Below are 17,104 nucleotides of genomic sequence, written 5' to 3'. Positions count from 1 at the left end.
CCGATTCACCACTCGCTATTCGTCTCTGCTATGGCTGTATTCTTGGTAAGGAGCTCGGATTCCGCAGTATCAACTTCACGCAGTATCAACTTCACGCAGTATCAAGCTCACGTCGGACTAACGTTGCAAACTTGCGAGGTTTGCCGCCTCATTTTGCAAGATAGCCAGGTATGTCCGTCGTGCAGCCTTCAGGGGCAACGGATCAAAAAGCCGCAAACGGGAGGCTCGTCCGTCCCGAACGCGAAGCAGCGCCCGAATCCGAATGAAAGCCGGCCGAAAAGATTGGAGACGCGTCGGAGGGCGGAGGCGGTGGAGGTGTGATGCACGAGCTGCCGCTTGCTTGGAGCCGAAACGCGTCGGGTGGAGAGCCGGAAAGCCGGGAAGCGGTATGCCCGGCTTTCCTTGCAGTCGCCGCTTCGGGTGCAGCCCCGGCTGGCGGGTGAAACGGCGTTTGCATCATATTTTCAAGGAGGGTGGGTGACGGACGTGCTGCGTTATCGATACGGACGGTACATTCCGTTTTCCTACAAAATGATGATTCCGTACCTCTTGCTCGTCATGCTGACGGATGCCGTTGTCGGCTACTTCTCTTACCGTACGGCGGTTCAGTCGAGAAGCGAGCTTGTCCGCTCGAACGCCGTTTGGGCGCTGCGGCAAATCCGGGATGGCGTGCAGTATCGGATGGCAGATTTGCAAGCGGTTTCAGACTCCTTGTTCAGCAGCCCTACCTTTCAGCAATCGCTGCAGGCGTCCGGAGATCGCCCGGCGGTGTACGAGGCGACGGTTCGCGGCTTGCTACCGCTGCTCGAGGCGTCGCTCGAGATGACGGTCCAGAACGCCAGAATTTTCGTGTACGCGGCGAATCCCGCCATCGATGAAATATACGGCAAGTTGAGCGAGAAGATCGAAGGAAAAAGCTACGCGCTGCTCTCCATGGACCGGATTGTAAGCAGCGGCTGGCATCTCGAGCTTCTGCGCGCAAGAGAGGACAACGTGTGGCGGCAGGCGGATACGGACAAGGAGATGGGCAACATCTCCTTGCTGCGCAAGCTGATCTCTTTCGAGGATTACCAGACCGAAATCGGTTTTCTGCGGATCGCCGTCCCGCTGCGCGATTTGTTCGGCGCGAACGGAGAGGCCGTTCTGCATCCGGATATGATCTTCCGGGCGATTGACGTTCGGCCGGGGGACCGCCGCGTCCTGTTCACGAACGGACCCGAAGTGCTTTCTCCCCGCGACCGGGACTATATGACGGTTTCGGAACGCGTTCCGGGGACGGAGTTGCTGCTCGAAGCGAAAATCCCGCTCAGGCTGCTCGAGAAGGATGCCGGCCGCATTCGCGGCATCACGCTGCTCGTCTGCGGGCTAAGCTTCGCGGCGATGGCCGCGATGGCGTTCGCGGTCGCCCGGTATTCCGGGCGAAAGCTGATGCGGATCGTCTCGTTCGCCCGAAGCTTTCAGTCGGGGGAATTCTCCAGGCGAATACCGCATGCGGGACGCGACGAGTTCGCGCTCATTGCCTCCGCTTTCAACCGGATGGCGCAAAGCATCGACGAGCTGATCCGTAAGGTGTACGTCCAGGGGCTGCAAAAAAAGGAGGCGGAGCTTCGCGCGCTGCAGGCGCAGATGAATCCGCATTTTTTGTACAATACGCTGTCTTCGATCAACAGTCTCGCGCACATCGGAGAGACCCGGAAATTGAGCGAAATGGTGGCGGGATTGGTGAAGTTTTATCGGCTGGCGTTGAACGACGGCTGCACGACGATCGCCATCGGGGATGAAATCGAGCATGTCAGAAGCTATCTCCATATCCAGGCGATCAAATACGCGAGCCGGTTTACGGTCTCGTACGAAGTGGAACCCGGCATTCTAGGGTGCGAGACGGTCAAACTGATTCTGCAGCCGTTCGTGGAAAATGTGCTGAAGCATGCCTGGTTCGAGGAGCGCATCCATATCCGGATTTGCGGCAGGCGGGAGGGGGAACGGATCGAATTCCGGATCATCGACAACGGCGTCGGGATGGTGCCGGAACGAATGCGCGAACGGCGGGACGGAAGCGGCGGCTACGGGATTCGCAACGTGGACGAACGAATTCGGCTGCAGTATGGGGACGAGTACGGGGTGCGAATTTTCAGCGGACCGGGTATCGGCTCAACGGTGCGGATCGTCATTCCTTGCCGGCCGTACGGCCCGGACGTGAGGGAGGGTTGAACGATGGTGTATCCGATGCTGCTGGTGGACGACGAATCGGTCGATCTGGAATGGCTGAAGCGGCGCGTCGCCGGCTGCGGCAAACGGTTCGAGGTGGTCGCAACCGCGAACAGCGGGTTCGCGGCGCTGCGGATTTTGCGGGAAAGGCCGGTCGACGTGATGATCTCCGACATCCGGATGCCGATCATGTCCGGCCTCGAGCTGGCCGAACGCGCGCGCGAGCTGAGACCGGAGCTTCGCATCGTGTTCGCGAGCGGTCATAACGATTTCGATTACGCCAAGCGGGCGATACGGGTGAGCGCCAGCGACTATCTGCTGAAGCCGATCGACGACCGGGAGCTCGGGGACACGCTCGACAGGCTGATCGCCGCACTCGACGAAGCCGGGTCGGGCAGGGCAGGGCTCGGCGGAGCCGCGCATGGCACAGCAGGGCCAGGCCACGCAAGGCTCGGCGACGTCGGCGCCGCAAACGCCGCAGCCACCGATGCCGGAGCGTCCGGCCGGTTCGCCCACTTCGTGCCCGCCTACCGGCTTGCCGCCACCGAGCCCGCCATTGCCGCGCTTGCCGACGACGGACGCTCCGCGCCCCGCGATGGTAGCGACCCCGGCATGCCCGGCCGCAAGCTCATCCGCGCCATCCGGACGTATGTCGCGGACCGGCTGGAAGAGAAGGTGACGCTCGGCCAGGTGGCCGACCATTTCGGCTTCTCGCCGAATTACCTGGGCCAGCTGTACAAGGACGAGACGGGCGAGCACTTCAGCGATTATTTGATCCGCGTCCGGATCGAGCGCGCTTGCCGGCTGTTGCTGGAGCCGACGCTGAAGGTGTACGAAATCGCCGATCGGATCGGCTACCGCAACATCCTGTACTTCAACCGGCAGTTCAAGCAGCGGACGGGGATGACGCCCGGCGAGTACCGCAGATTGCACAACGTATAGGCCGGCACCGTTGAAAATGTACTATATTTCGTTGCTCCGCTCCATTAGAAAGCGCTCTTGAAAATCGTAAGCTTGAGCTAACAACTTGCGACAAAAAGGAGGCGGGAGCATGAACCCGATCCGGACGGCCGGCGCGGATGCAAGGAGCAGCGGAAGTTCCATCCGGCGGTTTGCGGCTCAGTGGCAAATGCAGTCGATGATATGGCCCGGCATGATCTTCATCGTGCTGTTCAGCTACATCCCGATGTGGGGGATTATCATCGCGTTCAAGGAGTACGACATATTTCAGGGCTTCGCGGGTAGCCCGTGGGTCGGCCTCAAGCAGTTCCGGCTGTTCTTTCAATCCCCGGATTTCGCCATGGTCATGAAGAACACGCTCATCGTCGCGCTGCTCAAGCTGGCATTCATCTTTCCGGCGCCGATCGCGCTCGCCCTGATGCTGAACGAAGTGCGGCTCGCGGTGTTCAAAAGGATCGTCCAGACGATGACGTATTTGCCGCATTTCATCTCGTGGGTCATCGTATCCGGTCTCGTCTTCTCGATTCTGTCCGTCGAGAGCGGGAGCCTTAATGTGCTGCTGCAGAAGCTCGGCCTGATCGAACGCCCGGTCAACTGGCTGTCGATTCCGGACTATTTCTATGCGATTCTGATTTCGTCCGGGCTGTGGAAGGAGGTCGGCTTCGGCTCCATCGTCTATCTCGCCGCCATCGCCGGGGTCAATCCCCATCTGTACGAGGCGGCCGCCATGGACGGCGCCGGCAGGCTGAGGCAGATCTTCTCGGTTACATTGCCGACGATCGCGCCCGTCGTGACGATCTTCCTGATCCTCCATATCGGTAGCCTGCTGAACGCCGGCTTCGAGGATATTCTGGTGCTGACGAACGGCGGGAAGAACGCGATCCTGCGCGAAGTGTCCGAGGTGCTCGACACGTACGTGTACAACGTCGGCGTGAACCAGCAGCGCTATTCGTTCGCGACGGCGGCGGGACTGTTCAAATCGGCCGTCAACGTGCTGCTGCTGTGGGGAGCGAACGCGCTGGCGCGGAAAGTCGGGGGGTCGTCGCTATGGTGACGGCTCGGACGCGAATGGGGCGCAAAAGCCTCGAAGACAAGCTGCTCGACGCGTTCGTGTACGCCGCGCTGACCGCGCTGTCCCTGATTTCGCTCTATCCGTTCTGGAACGCGCTCGTCATCTCGCTGAATGCCGGGACGGATACGAGTCTCGGCGGGCTGACGGTGTGGCCGAGGGAATTTACGCTCGACAATTATCGCGTCGTGCTGAGCGACCCGCGCTTTTTCAAGGCGTTCGGCATCTCGGTTCTGCGCACCGCGTGCGGAACGGCGGCGGCGATCTTCTTCACGTCGCTTCTCGCCTACGGCCTGTCCAAAAAAGAAACGATCGGACGCAAAGGCTATATGCTCGTCGCGGTCTTCACGATGTATTTTCAAGGCGGGCTCATCCCGACCTACTTATGGCTTCGCGAGCTCGGCTTGTTCAACAACTTCTGGGTGCTGTTCGTGCCGTGGGCCGTCAGCGTATGGAACATGATCGTCTTCCGCACCTTCTTCCAGGGTATTCCGGACGGACTGGAAGAGTCGGCGAAAATCGACGGATGCGGCGCGTACGGTCTGTACTTTCGCATCGTGCTTCCGCTGTCGGGACCGGTATTCGCGACGCTTTCCCTGTTTCAGGCCGTCTTCTTCTGGAACGAATGGTTCGCGGCCGGTATATACGTCAACAACGCCGACTTGCTTCCGGTGCAAAACTACTTGATGAACATGATCAATTCCAATTCCGCGCAGGAAATGCTGAGCCAGCTCGGCGGAACGGCCGGCGGAGCGGGGGACATGGTCGCGAGCGCGATTACGCCCAAATCGCTGCAGATGACCGCGCTGATGGTCGTCAGCCTTCCGATCATCGCGGTGTATCCGTTCGTGCAGCGCTTCTTCGTCAAGGGCGTCATGATCGGCTCGCTCAAGGAATGACCGTACCGGCGTTTAAGGGCGCATCGCCCTTCTACGATAAATTCATCAGTCCTGAAAGGGGTAATGGCCATGAAAGGGAGAAGAAGGCGGCAATGGCTGCTGGCCGGCCTGGCCGGCGTCATGATGGCCGGGGCGGCGCTGTCGGGCTGCGCGGGAGGCGGGACGGGCGAGCCGGCCGGGATGCAGCCGCCGTCCGAAGCGTCCGGTTCCGCCGGCGAAGCGGCGGCCGCGCCGAAATTCGGGGTGGATCCGCTCGAATTCAGCTTTTATTCGAATTACGATTTCGCTTCCCCGATCGGATACGGCAACGACGTCACGACGAAGTGGCTTCAAGAGAACAAAAAGCTGAATATCGTCGAAATCGGCTCGAACGGCAACGCGAAGCAGAAATTCGGCGCAATGGTGGCGGCAGGCGATCTGCCGGACGTCATCATGCTGGACAGGGGATCTCCGGAATACGAGACGATGCGGAAGAACGGGATGCTCGTCCCGCTCGACGACTACTACGCCAAATATCCGGTGCTGCGGGAACTGGTGGACGACCAGACGTTCAACATGCTGAAGGCGGAAGACGGCCATATCTATGTCATCCCGAACTGGTTCGACAGCGAGCGGAACCCTTACAAATATTCGAATACCGGCTGGACCGTCAACCGGAAAATCTATGCCGAGCTCGGCAAGCCGGAGCTTCGGACGTTCGACGATCTGTACGACTATTTGAAGAAGGTCAAGGCGAAATATCCGAACGTCGTGCCGCTCGAAACCGGCATGGCGCTGAGCGGCATCAACATGCTGTACAAGCTGATCTATGCCGGGTACGGCGACAACCGGACGATCTGGAACATCGGCGACGTTCCGGCCTTTCCGAACATGGAGACGAAGACGCTCGAGCCGATATTCCGCGATCCCGCCTACAAGGCGTCGTACAAGTTTCTGAACAAGCTGTACCGCGAAGGGCTCGTGACGCAGGATATGTTCACGCAGAAGCTCGAACAGGTGCAGGAAAAGATCAATTCCGGACGGGTCGCGGTCACGGGGCTGTCCAACATTACGGGCCACGGCAACACCGCGAACGCCATCCTGCAGGCGAAGGATCCGGAGGCCGGCTACGACTATATTCCGTTCCTTTACGACAAAGGGGCCGATCCGGAGACGGTCAATCCCCATACGTACGGCACGCTTGGCTGGAACGTCGTCATCATTACGAAAAAAGCCGACAATCCGGAGCAGATTTTCCAGTTCTACGATTGGTGGGCGGGCGAGGACGGGCAGCGCATCAACGCGTTCGGACCGCCGGGACTGCTGTACGACGAGGTGGACGAGAACGGCGCGCCGATCGACAACGAGAAAGGGAAGACGATCACGCCGCAGGAGAAGGCGAATCTGAAGCTCGGGCTGTTCAATCCGCTTGGTTCGTGGCTGTTCTACGTCATCGGGCATCACAAGAACGCGCAAAACCCGGAAACCGCCAACTGGGGCAACGCGGCAAGCGAATTTTTCGGATCGTTCGCGAAGCTGAATGCGGATCAGTTCAACAATATGTCGATCGACCCGAAGTCCGACCTCGGCATCGTCGAGCAGCAAATCCGCCAAATCTGGCATGAAGCGAACGCGAAGCTGGTGTTCGCCGAGACGGACGAAGCGTTCGAAGCGGTGTACGCCAAGCTGGAAACCGACGTGACGAAAGCGGGCTACAACAAAATATTGGCGGAGAAAACGAACATATGGCGCGCCAATCTTGAGAAGATGAAGTAGGAGAGCTCCTGCGAAAGAAGGCCGAATGCCGGATGACAGACGGCCTTGCGGGGCCTTATTCGAATCTAGGATAGATCGGAATCGCCGATCGAGGCGTAGAACCGCTTGGATTGCTCGAAGAAAGCTTCGGTCGCCCGCTTCATCGAAGGCACGTCGTTCCGGGCCAGCGCATCCAGAAGGGCGGACCGGCTGCCGACGCTGCTCGCCATCGCCCCGGGAACGCGCAGCAGCTTGAGACTCGTCTCCCGGCGCAGCGACACGATCGTCTGCATCAGCTTGGCATAGATGCGGTTGCGGCATATATGGCCGACGTGAAGATCGAACCGGTCGAGCTCGTCGAGGAAAGGCTCAGGCTCCTCCGCATGCTGCAGGCGTTCCAGACGGTCGGCGATTTCCTTCAGCGGCTCCACCTCTTCCGGCTTGGCGTTCGCGGCCGCCGACAGGTACACCTCCGTCTCGATGAGCTTGCGGGCGGCGTACACTTCGTCGAGATTGTCGAGCTCGTGGTGGAACATCCAGACGATCGTCTCCGGCGGAATCGGCTCCTGGCGGCGGTTCACGAAGCTGCCCTCGCCGGATTTGATCGTGATGAGCCCGATCAGCGACAGCGCGCGCAGCGCTTCGCGCACCCGCCCCCGCGTCACGCCGAATTGCTCGGCCAGATCCCGCTCGTTCGGCAGCTGCTCGCCGGGCTGAAGCTCGCCGGAACGGATGAGGCCGACGATCTGCTCCATGATTTGCTCGGTAACGGTGACGCGTTTTACGCTTTTAATTTGAACCATCGGAAAACAACTCCCTTTGTTCAAAATATAAGAAATGACAAGTCTCACCCTTATATTGGGCTTATGTTTCATCCGCGAAACGGAATCTCCGCCAATCGAAGACGGCAAAGCCGTTCACGCTTGGAAATTTCGTATTGAGTTCGCGACCCTTCGGTGGTATTCTGGTATTGTGGTGCTGTGGTAGTACCAGGGTACCGAGGATCTTTATCATTCATTATAGCAGCTCATGACGGTTTATAAAAGGTGAAAGGCGGGGAAGCGCTTGATCCGTTCGATATTTTTCGAAGATTACGAGCTTGGCGCGGCCAGGCAGTCGGCGGGAAGGACGATCACGGAAGCGGACATCGTGCTGCACGCCGGGCAGACCGGAGACTTCTACCCCCATCATATGGATGAGGAATGGTGCAAGACGCAGCCGTTCGGCCGGCGCATCGCCCACGGCACGCTGGTGTTCAGCGTCGCGGTCGGCATGATGGCGGGAGAGATCAATCCGGAAGCGTTCTCGTACGGCTACGACCGGCTGCGGTTCGTCCGGCCGGTCCATATCGGCGATACGATCCGCGCGAAAGTGACCGTTCACGACAAGAGAGACCACCCGAAACGGCCCGAGTACGGCATCGTCAGCGAACGGCTGGAAGCGGTTAACCAGCACGGGGAAACGGTGCTCGCCTGCGAGCATCTGCTGATGGTCAAGCGGAAAGGAGAGGCGCGGACATGACCGTTCATTTGAAGGGCATCACGTGGAACCATTCCCGGGGCTATGTGCCGATGGCCGCCACTGCCCAGCGGTTCGAGGAGCGGAACCCGGATGTCCGCATCACGTGGGAGAAGCGGTCGCTGCAGGAATTCGCGGACGCGCCCATCTCGCATTTGGTCGAGCGGTACGATCTGCTCGTCATCGACCATCCGTGGGCCGGCTATGCCGCCGCGCACGGCGTGCTGCTCGACCTCGGCGCGCATCTGCCGGAGGCGTTCATGGCCGATCAGGCGGCGCACTCCGTCGGCGCGTCCCACGCAAGCTACCGCTTCGGCGGCAAGCAGACGGCGCTCGCGATCGACGCCGCGGCCCCGGTCTCGTCGCACCGGCCCGACCTGATGGAGCGGGACGGCCTGACGCCTCCCGAGAAGTGGGAGGAGCTGCTGGCGCTGGCCCGGCGGGGGCGGGTCGTCATGCCGGGCATCCCGATCGACACGCTGATGAACTTCTACATGCTGTGCGCGACGCTCGGCGAGGAACCGTTCGCTTCCGAGGAGGAGGTCGTCGGCAAGGAGACGGCGGCGCGGGCGCTGGAGATGTACCGGGAGCTTGCAGCGCTCTGTCCGGACCGGATCTACGGCTGGAATCCGATCGCCGTCTATGAAGCGATGACGGACGGGGACGATTACGCCTATTGCCCGTTCGCTTACGGCTATTCCAACTATTCGCGTCCCGGCTACGCGAATCGCCCGCTTACGTTCGGCGACCTCGTGTCGCTCACCGGCCACGGCCGGCTGCGCAGCACGCTCGGCGGGACGGGGCTTGCCGTCTCGGCCGGGACCCCGCACCGGGAAGCGGCGCTGCGCTATGCCGCATACGTCGCCGATCCGCTCGTGCAGCGGACGCTGTACGTCGAATGCGGAGGGCAGCCCGGTCATCGCGCCGCCTGGGAGGACGACGAGGCGAACCGGCGCGCTCGCGACTATTTCCGCCGAACGCTGCCCGCGCTCGATCGCGCTTACGTGCGCCCGCGGTACGACGGGTATCTCCACTTCCAGGACCGTGCGGGGGACGTCGTCCGCGATTACTTGCGGGAAGGCGGCCGTACGGACCGGGTCATGGAGCGGCTGAACGCGCTCTACGCCGAATCGCTCGGGCTTAGGGGAGGGAAGCGGACATGAAGCCGTTGGCGGGGCTCACCGTGCTCGATTTCAGCCAGTTTCTGTCCGGCCCTTCGGCCGCGCTCCGGCTCTCCGACCTGGGCGCCCGCGTCATCAAGATCGAGCGGCCGGACGGTGGAGACCTGTGCCGGAGGCTGTACATTTCCAATCTGGAGCTCGACGGGGACAGCACCTTGTTCCATTCGATCAACCGGAACAAGCAGAGCTTCGCGGCGAATCTGAAAAATCCGGACGATCTGAGAGCGGTGCGCGGACTGATTGCGAAGGCGGACGTGCTCATTCAAAATTTTCGGCCGGGCGTCATGGAGAAGATCGGTCTCCATTACGATGCGGTGAAGGCGATCAACCCGCGCATCGTGTACGGCGTCGTGACCGGCTACGGCAAGGAGGGGCCGTGGAAGGACAAACCGGGACAGGATTTGCTCGTCCAGTCGCTGTCGGGGCTCACCTGGCTGAGCGGCGACGCCGGCCAAGGTCCGGTGCCGTTCGGGCTGTCCGTCGCGGACATGATGGCAGGCGCCCATCTCGTGCAGGGCATCTTGGCGTGTCTCGTCCGCCGGGGCGTGACAGGCGAAGGCGGACTCGTGGAAGTCAGCCTGATGGAATCGATCCTCGACGTCCAATTCGAGGTGCTGACCACCCATCTGAACGACGGCGGCAAGCTTCCCGAACGCAGCGAGGTAAGCAATGCGAACGCATACCTCGGCGCGCCTTACGGCATCTACGGTACGGCGGACGGTTACATCGCCATCGCCATGAATCCGGTCGACCGGCTCGGCGAGCTGCTCGGATGCCCCGAGCTGACGGCGTATAAGGAGCCCGGACGGCTGTTCTCGGAACGGGACGAGATCAAGCGGATTTTGCGCGATCATCTGCGGACGGAGACGACGGCGCATTGGCTCGACATACTGGAGCCGGCCGACATCTGGTGCGCCGACGTGCTCGGCTGGGACCGGCTGCTCGCGCACGAAGGGTTCCGGGCGCTGCAGATGGTGCAGACCGTCTCCCGCGGCAACGGCGCCAAGCTGGAGACGACCCGCTGCCCGATCCGGATCGACGGCGAAATCTACAAGTCCGCTCTCGGCGCGCCGAAGATCGGCGAGCACAACGGGCGGATTCGCGAAGAATTTCAATTATGACGAGGCTCAGCAGCCGGAAGGAGGAAGACGGATATGAAAGTGGATGCGCATCAGCATTTCTGGAATTTGTCGCGGGGCGATTATCCGTGGCTCGGTCCGCAGCACGGACCGATCTACCGCACGTTCGAGCCGGAGGAGCTTGAGCCGGAGCTGCGGGCGGCGGGCATCGACAAGACGGTGCTCGTGCAGTCGGCCAATTCGTACGAGGATACCGAATATATGCTCGAACTGGCCGAGCGCTACGAGTGGATCGGCGGCGTCGTCGGCTGGGTGCCGCTTCCGGACCGGCGGGAAGCGGAAGAAAGGCTGAAGCGGTGGACGAAGCTACCGGTCTTCAAAGGGATCCGCCATCTCATTCACGACGAGAAGGATCCGGACTGGGTCGTGCGCGCCGACGTCATCGAAGGCTTGCGCCTGCTGGCCGAGTACGGCATGTCGTTCGACGTGGTGGCGGTCTTCCCGAACCATCTGAAGCACGTGCCGCTGCTCGCGGAGTCCGTGCCCGGACTCCGGCTCGTCATCGACCATCTGGCGAAGCCGCCGATCGCGGACGACGGCTGGGAGCCTTGGGCGGAGCAGCTCGCCCGCGCGGCGCAATATCCGAACGTCTGCGCCAAAATTTCCGGGCTGAACACCGCCGCCAAAGCCGGCTGGTCGGCCGCCGATCTGAAGCCTTACGTCGACTATGCCGTGAAGACGTTCGGGGCGGACCGGCTCATGTTCGGCAGCGACTGGCCTGTCGCCCTGCTGGCGGACGAGTACGGACGGGTATGGCGCGAAACGAACGAAGCGCTGAAAGATTACTCCGAAACCGACGTCCGGGCGATGCTGGGCGAGACGGCGGCCCGGTTTTACCGCTTGGAGCGATAGGAGGCGAACGCGTTGAACAAACCATCCTCCGGCGAGACGCCGGAACTGGATTACGCCCCGAAGCTGCCGGAGAACAAGGACATGGGCATCGCCGTCGTCGGCGCCGGGGAAATCGTGACAAGCTGCCATTTGCCTGCTTACCGGATGGCCGGCTTTCGGGTCGTGGGCATCTGTGATATCGATCCCGTCAAGGCGGAGGCGGCGGCGCAAGCGCATAAGCTGCCGCGCGTCTACCGTTCGCTCGACGATCTGCTCGCGGACCCCGATGTGCAGATCGTCGATATTGCGGTGCCGGCCCGGCATCAGCCGGGGATCGTGCGCGAGTGCGCGGCCGCGGGCAAGCATCTGCTGTGCCAGAAGCCGCTCGCCGAGACGTTCCGGGAGGCGAAGGAAATCGCGGACATGTGCGCCTCGGCCGGCATCCGGGCGGCCTCCAACCAGCAGATGCGTTGGGCGCCCGGGATCGCCGCCAGCCGGTCGATCGTCCGCCGCGGCTGGATCGGCCGGCCGGTTCAGGGCACCGTCCAGGTCAACGTGCGGACGGAATGGGAGAATTGGGAGTGGCTGACGAAGATCGGCACGCTCGAAGTGATGTACCACAGCATTCATTATCTCGATGCGATCCGCTACGTGATGGGCATGGACCCGGAATACGTCTATGCCGACGGCGCGCGCTGGCCCGGGCAGCCGTACAAGGGGGAGACGCGCACGCTGATCCATCTCAAGTTTCCCGGCGAGGCGCGGGGGCTCGTCCACGACAGCCACAACAACCGCCAGCCCCAGGACGACTGGTACGCCACGTTCCGGTTCGAAGGGACGGAAGGGGCGGTCGGCGGAACGAACGGCGCGCTGTACAACTATCCCGAAGGCCGGGAGGATACGCTGCGCTTCTATTCCCGCAAGCTGGTCCCGGACCGGCCGTACGAGCCGGCGCTCGAGGGTCGCTGGTTTCCCCATGCGTTCATGGGACCGATGGGCGAGCTGATGCTGGCGGTCCAGGAAGACCGCGAGCCGGAGAACAGCGTGCGCGACAATCTGGTCACGATGCGGACCGTCTTCGCGGCGTACCGCTCGATGGCCGAGAACCGGCCCGTCGATTTGCATGAAATCGAGTAACCGGGAGGTTTGCGATGTGGCCATGAATATCGTCATCACCGGAGCCAATCGCGGACTCGGTCTGGCGCTGACGGAGGAAGCGCTTCGCCGGGGACATGCGGTATGGGCCGGCGTCCGTGACGCGAGCCGTCCGGCCGAACGGCTCGCGCAGCTCGCCGAACGCCATCCCGGGAAACTGGAGATCGCGCCGCTCGACGTGACGAAGGAGTCGGAAATTGCAAGCTTGGCCGGGCGGCTGCGGGAGGCGGGGATCGTCGTCCGCGCCATCGTCAACAACGCCGCGATATTGCTCGGCCGCGGCGACGCGCTGGAGCGGCTCGACATCGCCGATCTGGAACGGACGATGGACGTCAACGTATACGGTCCGATCCGCATGGCGAAGCACTTCCTGCCGCTTCTTCCGCCGGACGGGGAAGCGGCCGTCGTGAACGTCTCGTCCGCCTCGGGCAGCTTCCATCGGGCGTACGGTGGCGATTACTCATACGCGATCTCGAAGGCGGCGCTCAATATGTTTTCCCGGTAGCTGCAGCGGTTGCTGGAGCCGAGAGGGGTGGCCGTGTAAGCCGTCCATCCGGGATGGCTCCATACCGACATGGGCGGGGAAGAGGCGCCGGAGCCCCCGGATGCGGCGGCTCCCGGCATTATCGATCTGGCGGAGAGGAAGAAGCGTCGCGCTGCCGCTCTAACGAAGCCGAGAAGGAACAGAAAGAGAGGGAGAATCATGGGGAAGAGGCAAATACCGGATACGTTGCTGCTGGAAGAGAGGGCGGCGCATGCGCTGAACGCCATGGTCGGCATGGAGGACGAGGATCACGGCGGCATTCCGTTTTTCAACGCGGATCTGAACCATAAGCCGGCCTTTATGACGCACGGCGATTGGGATTACGGCTCCTCGCACGGGCGGATGGTCGACTCGATGATATTGGCGAGGCTGATGACCGGCTCCGATTACGGGGTCGAAACGGAGCGGCGCTACCGGGACAATCTGCTCAGCTTCTTCAAGGCAGACGGCATGAGCTATCGCGGGCGCAACCCGGTCAAAAATTGGGAGCCGAACGCGAATCTGATCGACCAGCGGGCGGTTCTGCTCGCGCTGACGACCTGGTTCATGACGACCGGCGACAGCCGGGCGAAGGAGGCGGCCGACCGCCACGTGGCGGCGCTGAAGCGGATCGCGGTCAAGGAGAAGGACGTATGGTACTATCCGGCTTCGGAATATACGGAGAAAGGCTGGCCGTCGGCCAACGCGGTCCAGCTCAGGCTCGCTCCGGATCCGGCGGCGTTCTCGGGGCGGCTCATCATGCCGCTGCTGAAATATCACGAGCTGACGGGCAATCCGGACGCGTACGAGCTGTGCCAGTTTTTCGCCCATATGATCGTGCACAGAAGCGGCGTCTTCAACGAGGACGGCAGCTTCAATTCGGCGCTCGCCTACCGCAGCGGCCACTTCCATACGCGGCTCGGCACGCTCGACGCGATCGCGCGGCTCGGCTATTATAACCGTGACGCCTCGCTGATCAACTGGGTGAAGAAAAGCTACGACTGGGCGCTCACCTGGAGCACCGCGTTCGGCTGGACGCCGGGCGACATGCACGATCAGGCCTACGAGCACGAAACCTGCTCGCTCGTCGATCTGATCGCGACGGGCATTACGCTCGCCCGCAGCGGCTACACATCCTACTGGGGCGTCGTGGAGCGCTTCCTCCGCAACCATCTCGCCGAGTCGCAGCTCTTGGACTTGAGCTGGGTGGAGGAGACGGATGACAAGTCGAACGATATTCCGGGCTGGCTGTCCTATTACAAGGTGGCGCAGCGTACGCGGGGCTCGTTCGCCGGGTACTCCGCGCCGAACGACTTCATTTGCGACCACAACCACGGCCGGGGGCACACGAGCGACCTGCAGATTTGCTGTCTCGGCTCGGGAACGCGCGGCCTGTACATGGGGTGGAGCAACACGGTGACGGAGGAGAACGGGAAGGTCAGCGTCAACTTCCTGCTCAGCCGCGGCTCCCGCTGGCTCGACGTGAGCAGCTATTTGCCGTACGAGGGCAAGGTGGAGCTCGACATTCACCGGGACATTCCGAAGCTGCAGATCCGGATTCCGGAGTGGGCCGGCTATACGAAGCTGCGCTTTACCCGCACGCTCGGCGGGGAGACGTCCGAAGGCACGGGTACGGAGCCGAGCCGCTGGCTGGGCGGCTGCTTCCTGCAGCTCGGGCCGGCGCATGCGGGAGAGAAGATCGTCGTCACGTTCCCGCTCAGCTTCCGCACGACGACGGAGACGGCGATGGGCGAGAGCTTCGAGACGAAGTGGCGGGGCGACGACGTCATCGACATCACGCCGCGCGGCAAGCGCAAGCCGCTGTACAGCGGCCGGCCGAATCTGGACCGGGCGCCGATGCGCGAGGGCGATTATTACCGCCCGGAACGCGAATACGTATGGTAGCGATCGAAAGGAGGGTGTAACGATGCAGAAAACCGTTGTGGCGGTTTATACCGGGCAGGGGCTTGCCGAACCGCTCAAGAAGGTGTTCGGCGAGCTGCTGCCGGACTGCCGGCTCGTCAATATCGTCGACGACAGCCTGATCCATGATGTCATCAAGGCCGGGCGGGTAACGCCGCAGGTCGCTTCCCGGCTCTTGAGCTACTACCGGAACGCCGCGGACATCGGCGCCGATGTCATCTTGAACACCTGCTCGTCCGTCGGCGCGGTCGTCGACCAGGCGCGGCCGTTCATCCCCGTCCCGATCGTCAAAATCGACGAGCTGATGGCGCGGGAGGCGGTCGCCCGCTATTCGCGCCTCGGCGTCATCGCCACGCTGCCGACGACGCTGCGGCCGACGACGGAGCTGATCCGCGCGCAGGCGGAAGCGGCCGGCAAAGCGGTCGAATTGTTCGACGGGCTGGCCGAAGGAGCGTACGACGCGCTCGTCGGCGGCAGGCCGGAGGATCACGACCGGCTCATCCGGGAGACGGCGGAACGGCTCTCGGCTTCCGCCGACGCGATCGTGCTGGCCCAGGGGTCGATGGCGAGAATGGAGGTGGCGCTTCGGGAGGCGACCGGCAAGCCGGTTTATTCCAGCCCCTATCTCGGCGTTACGGCGGTCAAGCGGCTGCTCGAGCAGCCGGCCTGAATTTTCGGGAAGCGGTGAAATGATGGAAACGAAGCGGGTAGTGGCCACTTATCTGGTCGAAACGCCGTTCGCCCTGGAGCGGGCGGCGCAAGCGATCGCCGGCGAGCAGTCGACCGGCACGTTCACGGCCGTTCCGGGCGAGACCGAGTCGGTCAAAGACCGGTTCGGCGCCCGGCTGGAGCGGGTGACGGCGCTGGAAGAGGTGCGGCAGCCATCGCTCGCGGGCGCGCGGACGCCACCCGGCCATAACGGCATCTATACGCGCGGGGAAGTTGTCGTCTCTTTTCCGCTGCACAATTTCGGGCCTTCGATCCCCAATCTGATGGCGGCGATCGCCGGCAATCTGTACGAGCTTCGCGAGCTGTCGGGCCTTCGCCTCCTCGATGTGGAGCTGCCCGAGGCGTTCGCGGCGCGTTACCCCGGTCCGCGCTTCGGCATCGAGGGGACGCGCAGGCTGACCGGCGTATGGGACCGCCCGATTATCGGCACGATCGTGAAGCCTAGCGTCGGGCTATCGGCGGACGAGCTGGAGTCGCTCGTCTACGAGCTCGCGACGGCGGGGCTCGACTTCGTCAAGGACGACGAGCTGAACGCCAATCCTCCATATCTGCCGCTCGAGGAGAAAGTGCGGGCGGTGATGAAGGCGGTGAACCGGGCGGCCGACCGCACGGGCAAAAAGCTGATGTACGCCTTCAATATTACCGGGGACATCGACGAGCTGCGCCGCCACCACGACACCGTCGTGGCGGCCGGGGGCAACTGCGTCATGGTCAGCATCAACAGCGTCGGCTTCGCGGGGCTCGCCTATTTGAACGGCTTCAGCGAAGTTCCCATCCACGGCCATCGCAACCAGTGGGGGATGCTGACGCGGCACGGCCTGCTCGGCATGGATTTCGCGGTGTATCAGAAGCTGTGCCGGCTCGCCGGCGCCGATCATCTCCATGTGAACGGACTCGGCAGCAAATTTTACGAAAGCGACGATTCAGTCGTCCGCTCCGTGCAGGCCTGCATGAAGCCGCTGTTCGGCGGCTACCGGACGATGCCGGTGCTGTCCTCCGGCCAATGGGCCGGCACGGCTCCAGCCACTTACGAGCGGACCGGCACCGTCGACGTGATGCACCTGGCCGGGGGCGGCATTCTCGCCCATCCGGACGGGCCGGCCGCCGGCGCCAAGAGCATGAAGCAGGGGTGGGAAGCCGCCGTCCGCGGCATTCCGCTGGAGCAGTACGCCATGGACTGTCCGGAATTGAGAAGGGCCATGGACAAATTCGCAAAGTAAGGACGGTGCTGGCCG

The 17,104-nt window shown here is 62.6% G+C and carries 15 protein-coding genes; 14 read left to right on the top strand and 1 reads right to left on the bottom strand.

Annotated elements, in window-relative coordinates; translation table 11 throughout:
- The first annotated feature begins 360 nt into the window (after nucleotides 1–360).
- The 5 genes from ABEV74_RS04445 to ABEV74_RS04425 all read left to right on the top strand — a co-directional run bounded on the left by ABEV74_RS04445 (nucleotide 361) and on the right by ABEV74_RS04425 (nucleotide 6,891).
- The gene (locus tag ABEV74_RS04445; RefSeq protein WP_430143697.1) at nucleotides 361–2,211 is read left to right on the top strand and encodes a sensor histidine kinase; all 1,851 of its coding nucleotides are present in this window, start codon (nucleotides 361–363) and stop codon (nucleotides 2,209–2,211) included.
- Between the two features lie 3 nt (nucleotides 2,212–2,214).
- Nucleotides 2,215–3,150, top strand: coding sequence for a response regulator transcription factor (locus ABEV74_RS04440; protein ID WP_430143695.1), 936 nt, complete (start codon nucleotides 2,215–2,217; stop codon nucleotides 3,148–3,150).
- A gap of 109 nt (nucleotides 3,151–3,259) precedes the next feature.
- A complete protein-coding gene (locus tag ABEV74_RS04435) occupies nucleotides 3,260–4,222 on the top strand; it encodes an ABC transporter permease (protein WP_430143693.1) in 963 nt (320 codons plus the stop codon).
- A gap of 14 nt (nucleotides 4,223–4,236) precedes the next feature.
- Nucleotides 4,237–5,136: a carbohydrate ABC transporter permease gene (locus ABEV74_RS04430; RefSeq protein WP_430143747.1), complete on the top strand. Its 900-nt coding sequence runs from the start codon at nucleotides 4,237–4,239 to the stop codon at nucleotides 5,134–5,136.
- Between the two features lie 69 nt (nucleotides 5,137–5,205).
- Complete coding sequence (locus ABEV74_RS04425) at nucleotides 5,206–6,891, top strand: extracellular solute-binding protein (RefSeq protein ID WP_430143692.1); 1,686 nt, start codon at nucleotides 5,206–5,208, stop codon at nucleotides 6,889–6,891.
- A gap of 65 nt (nucleotides 6,892–6,956) precedes the next feature.
- Here ABEV74_RS04425 and ABEV74_RS04420 read toward each other — a convergent pair whose 3' ends face one another.
- Nucleotides 6,957–7,673 (bottom strand): FadR/GntR family transcriptional regulator, encoded by a 717-nt coding sequence (locus ABEV74_RS04420; RefSeq protein WP_430143690.1) that lies wholly within the window; start codon nucleotides 7,671–7,673, stop codon nucleotides 6,957–6,959.
- 262 nt (nucleotides 7,674–7,935) lie between these two features.
- On the opposite strand from ABEV74_RS04420, the gene ABEV74_RS04415 reads away from it, so the two are divergent.
- The 9 genes from ABEV74_RS04415 to ABEV74_RS04375 all read left to right on the top strand — a co-directional run bounded on the left by ABEV74_RS04415 (nucleotide 7,936) and on the right by ABEV74_RS04375 (nucleotide 17,089).
- The gene (locus tag ABEV74_RS04415; protein WP_430143689.1) at nucleotides 7,936–8,391 is read left to right on the top strand and encodes a MaoC family dehydratase; all 456 of its coding nucleotides are present in this window, start codon (nucleotides 7,936–7,938) and stop codon (nucleotides 8,389–8,391) included.
- Nucleotides 8,388–9,551: an extracellular solute-binding protein gene (locus ABEV74_RS04410; RefSeq protein ID WP_430143687.1), complete on the top strand. Its 1,164-nt coding sequence runs from the start codon at nucleotides 8,388–8,390 to the stop codon at nucleotides 9,549–9,551. The genes ABEV74_RS04415 and ABEV74_RS04410 overlap by 4 nt, the downstream gene beginning before the upstream one ends.
- A complete protein-coding gene (locus ABEV74_RS04405) occupies nucleotides 9,548–10,690 on the top strand; it encodes a CaiB/BaiF CoA transferase family protein (RefSeq protein WP_430143685.1) in 1,143 nt (380 codons plus the stop codon). Before ABEV74_RS04410 ends, ABEV74_RS04405 begins: the two co-directional genes overlap by 4 nt.
- A 33-nt stretch (nucleotides 10,691–10,723) precedes the next feature.
- On the top strand, nucleotides 10,724–11,560 hold the full coding sequence (locus tag ABEV74_RS04400; protein ID WP_430143683.1) for an amidohydrolase family protein: 837 nt from the start codon (nucleotides 10,724–10,726) through the stop codon (nucleotides 11,558–11,560).
- A gap of 12 nt (nucleotides 11,561–11,572) precedes the next feature.
- Nucleotides 11,573–12,676 (top strand): Gfo/Idh/MocA family protein, encoded by a 1,104-nt coding sequence (locus tag ABEV74_RS04395; protein WP_430143681.1) that lies wholly within the window; start codon nucleotides 11,573–11,575, stop codon nucleotides 12,674–12,676.
- A 22-nt stretch (nucleotides 12,677–12,698) separates the two neighbouring features.
- On the top strand, nucleotides 12,699–13,199 hold the full coding sequence (locus ABEV74_RS04390) for an SDR family NAD(P)-dependent oxidoreductase (protein WP_430143746.1): 501 nt from the start codon (nucleotides 12,699–12,701) through the stop codon (nucleotides 13,197–13,199).
- Nucleotides 13,200–13,397: 198 nt separating this feature from the next.
- Nucleotides 13,398–15,122: a glycoside hydrolase family protein gene (locus ABEV74_RS04385; protein ID WP_430143679.1), complete on the top strand. Its 1,725-nt coding sequence runs from the start codon at nucleotides 13,398–13,400 to the stop codon at nucleotides 15,120–15,122.
- 22 nt (nucleotides 15,123–15,144) lie between these two features.
- Nucleotides 15,145–15,810 carry an aspartate/glutamate racemase family protein gene (locus ABEV74_RS04380; protein WP_430143677.1) on the top strand — a complete coding sequence of 222 codons (666 nt, stop codon included), beginning with the start codon at nucleotides 15,145–15,147 and terminating at the stop codon, nucleotides 15,808–15,810.
- 19 nt (nucleotides 15,811–15,829) lie between these two features.
- The gene (locus tag ABEV74_RS04375) at nucleotides 15,830–17,089 is read left to right on the top strand and encodes a ribulose-bisphosphate carboxylase large subunit family protein (RefSeq protein WP_430143675.1); all 1,260 of its coding nucleotides are present in this window, start codon (nucleotides 15,830–15,832) and stop codon (nucleotides 17,087–17,089) included.
- Nucleotides 17,090–17,104: the final 15 nt, after the last annotated feature.

The organism is Paenibacillus cisolokensis, assembly GCF_050481165.1.
Taxonomy (GTDB): domain Bacteria; phylum Bacillota; class Bacilli; order Paenibacillales; family Paenibacillaceae; genus Paenibacillus_AH; species Paenibacillus_AH cisolokensis.
Note: the sequence above shows the minus strand (reverse complement) of the source record. Positions and strands in the feature narration are given on the sequence as shown.

Bases quoted from the DNA above. Each gene is read 5' to 3' on its own strand.
- ABEV74_RS04440 (WP_430143695.1), top strand. From the start codon at position 2,215: ATGGTGTATCCGATGCTGCTGGTGGACGACGAATCGGTCGATCTGGAA.
- ABEV74_RS04435 (WP_430143693.1), top strand. From the start codon at position 3,260: ATGAACCCGATCCGGACGGCCGGCGCGGATGCAAGGAGCAGCGGAAGT.
- ABEV74_RS04430 (WP_430143747.1), top strand. From the start codon at position 4,237: ATGGGGCGCAAAAGCCTCGAAGACAAGCTGCTCGACGCGTTCGTGTAC.
- ABEV74_RS04425 (WP_430143692.1), top strand. From the start codon at position 5,206: ATGAAAGGGAGAAGAAGGCGGCAATGGCTGCTGGCCGGCCTGGCCGGC.
- ABEV74_RS04420 (WP_430143690.1), bottom strand. From the start codon at position 7,673: ATGGTTCAAATTAAAAGCGTAAAACGCGTCACCGTTACCGAGCAAATC.
- ABEV74_RS04410 (WP_430143687.1), top strand. From the start codon at position 8,388: ATGACCGTTCATTTGAAGGGCATCACGTGGAACCATTCCCGGGGCTAT.
- ABEV74_RS04405 (WP_430143685.1), top strand. From the start codon at position 9,548: ATGAAGCCGTTGGCGGGGCTCACCGTGCTCGATTTCAGCCAGTTTCTG.
- ABEV74_RS04400 (WP_430143683.1), top strand. From the start codon at position 10,724: ATGAAAGTGGATGCGCATCAGCATTTCTGGAATTTGTCGCGGGGCGAT.
- ABEV74_RS04390 (WP_430143746.1), top strand. From the start codon at position 12,699: ATGAATATCGTCATCACCGGAGCCAATCGCGGACTCGGTCTGGCGCTG.
- ABEV74_RS04385 (WP_430143679.1), top strand. From the start codon at position 13,398: ATGGGGAAGAGGCAAATACCGGATACGTTGCTGCTGGAAGAGAGGGCG.
- ABEV74_RS04380 (WP_430143677.1), top strand. From the start codon at position 15,145: ATGCAGAAAACCGTTGTGGCGGTTTATACCGGGCAGGGGCTTGCCGAA.
- ABEV74_RS04375 (WP_430143675.1), top strand. From the start codon at position 15,830: ATGATGGAAACGAAGCGGGTAGTGGCCACTTATCTGGTCGAAACGCCG.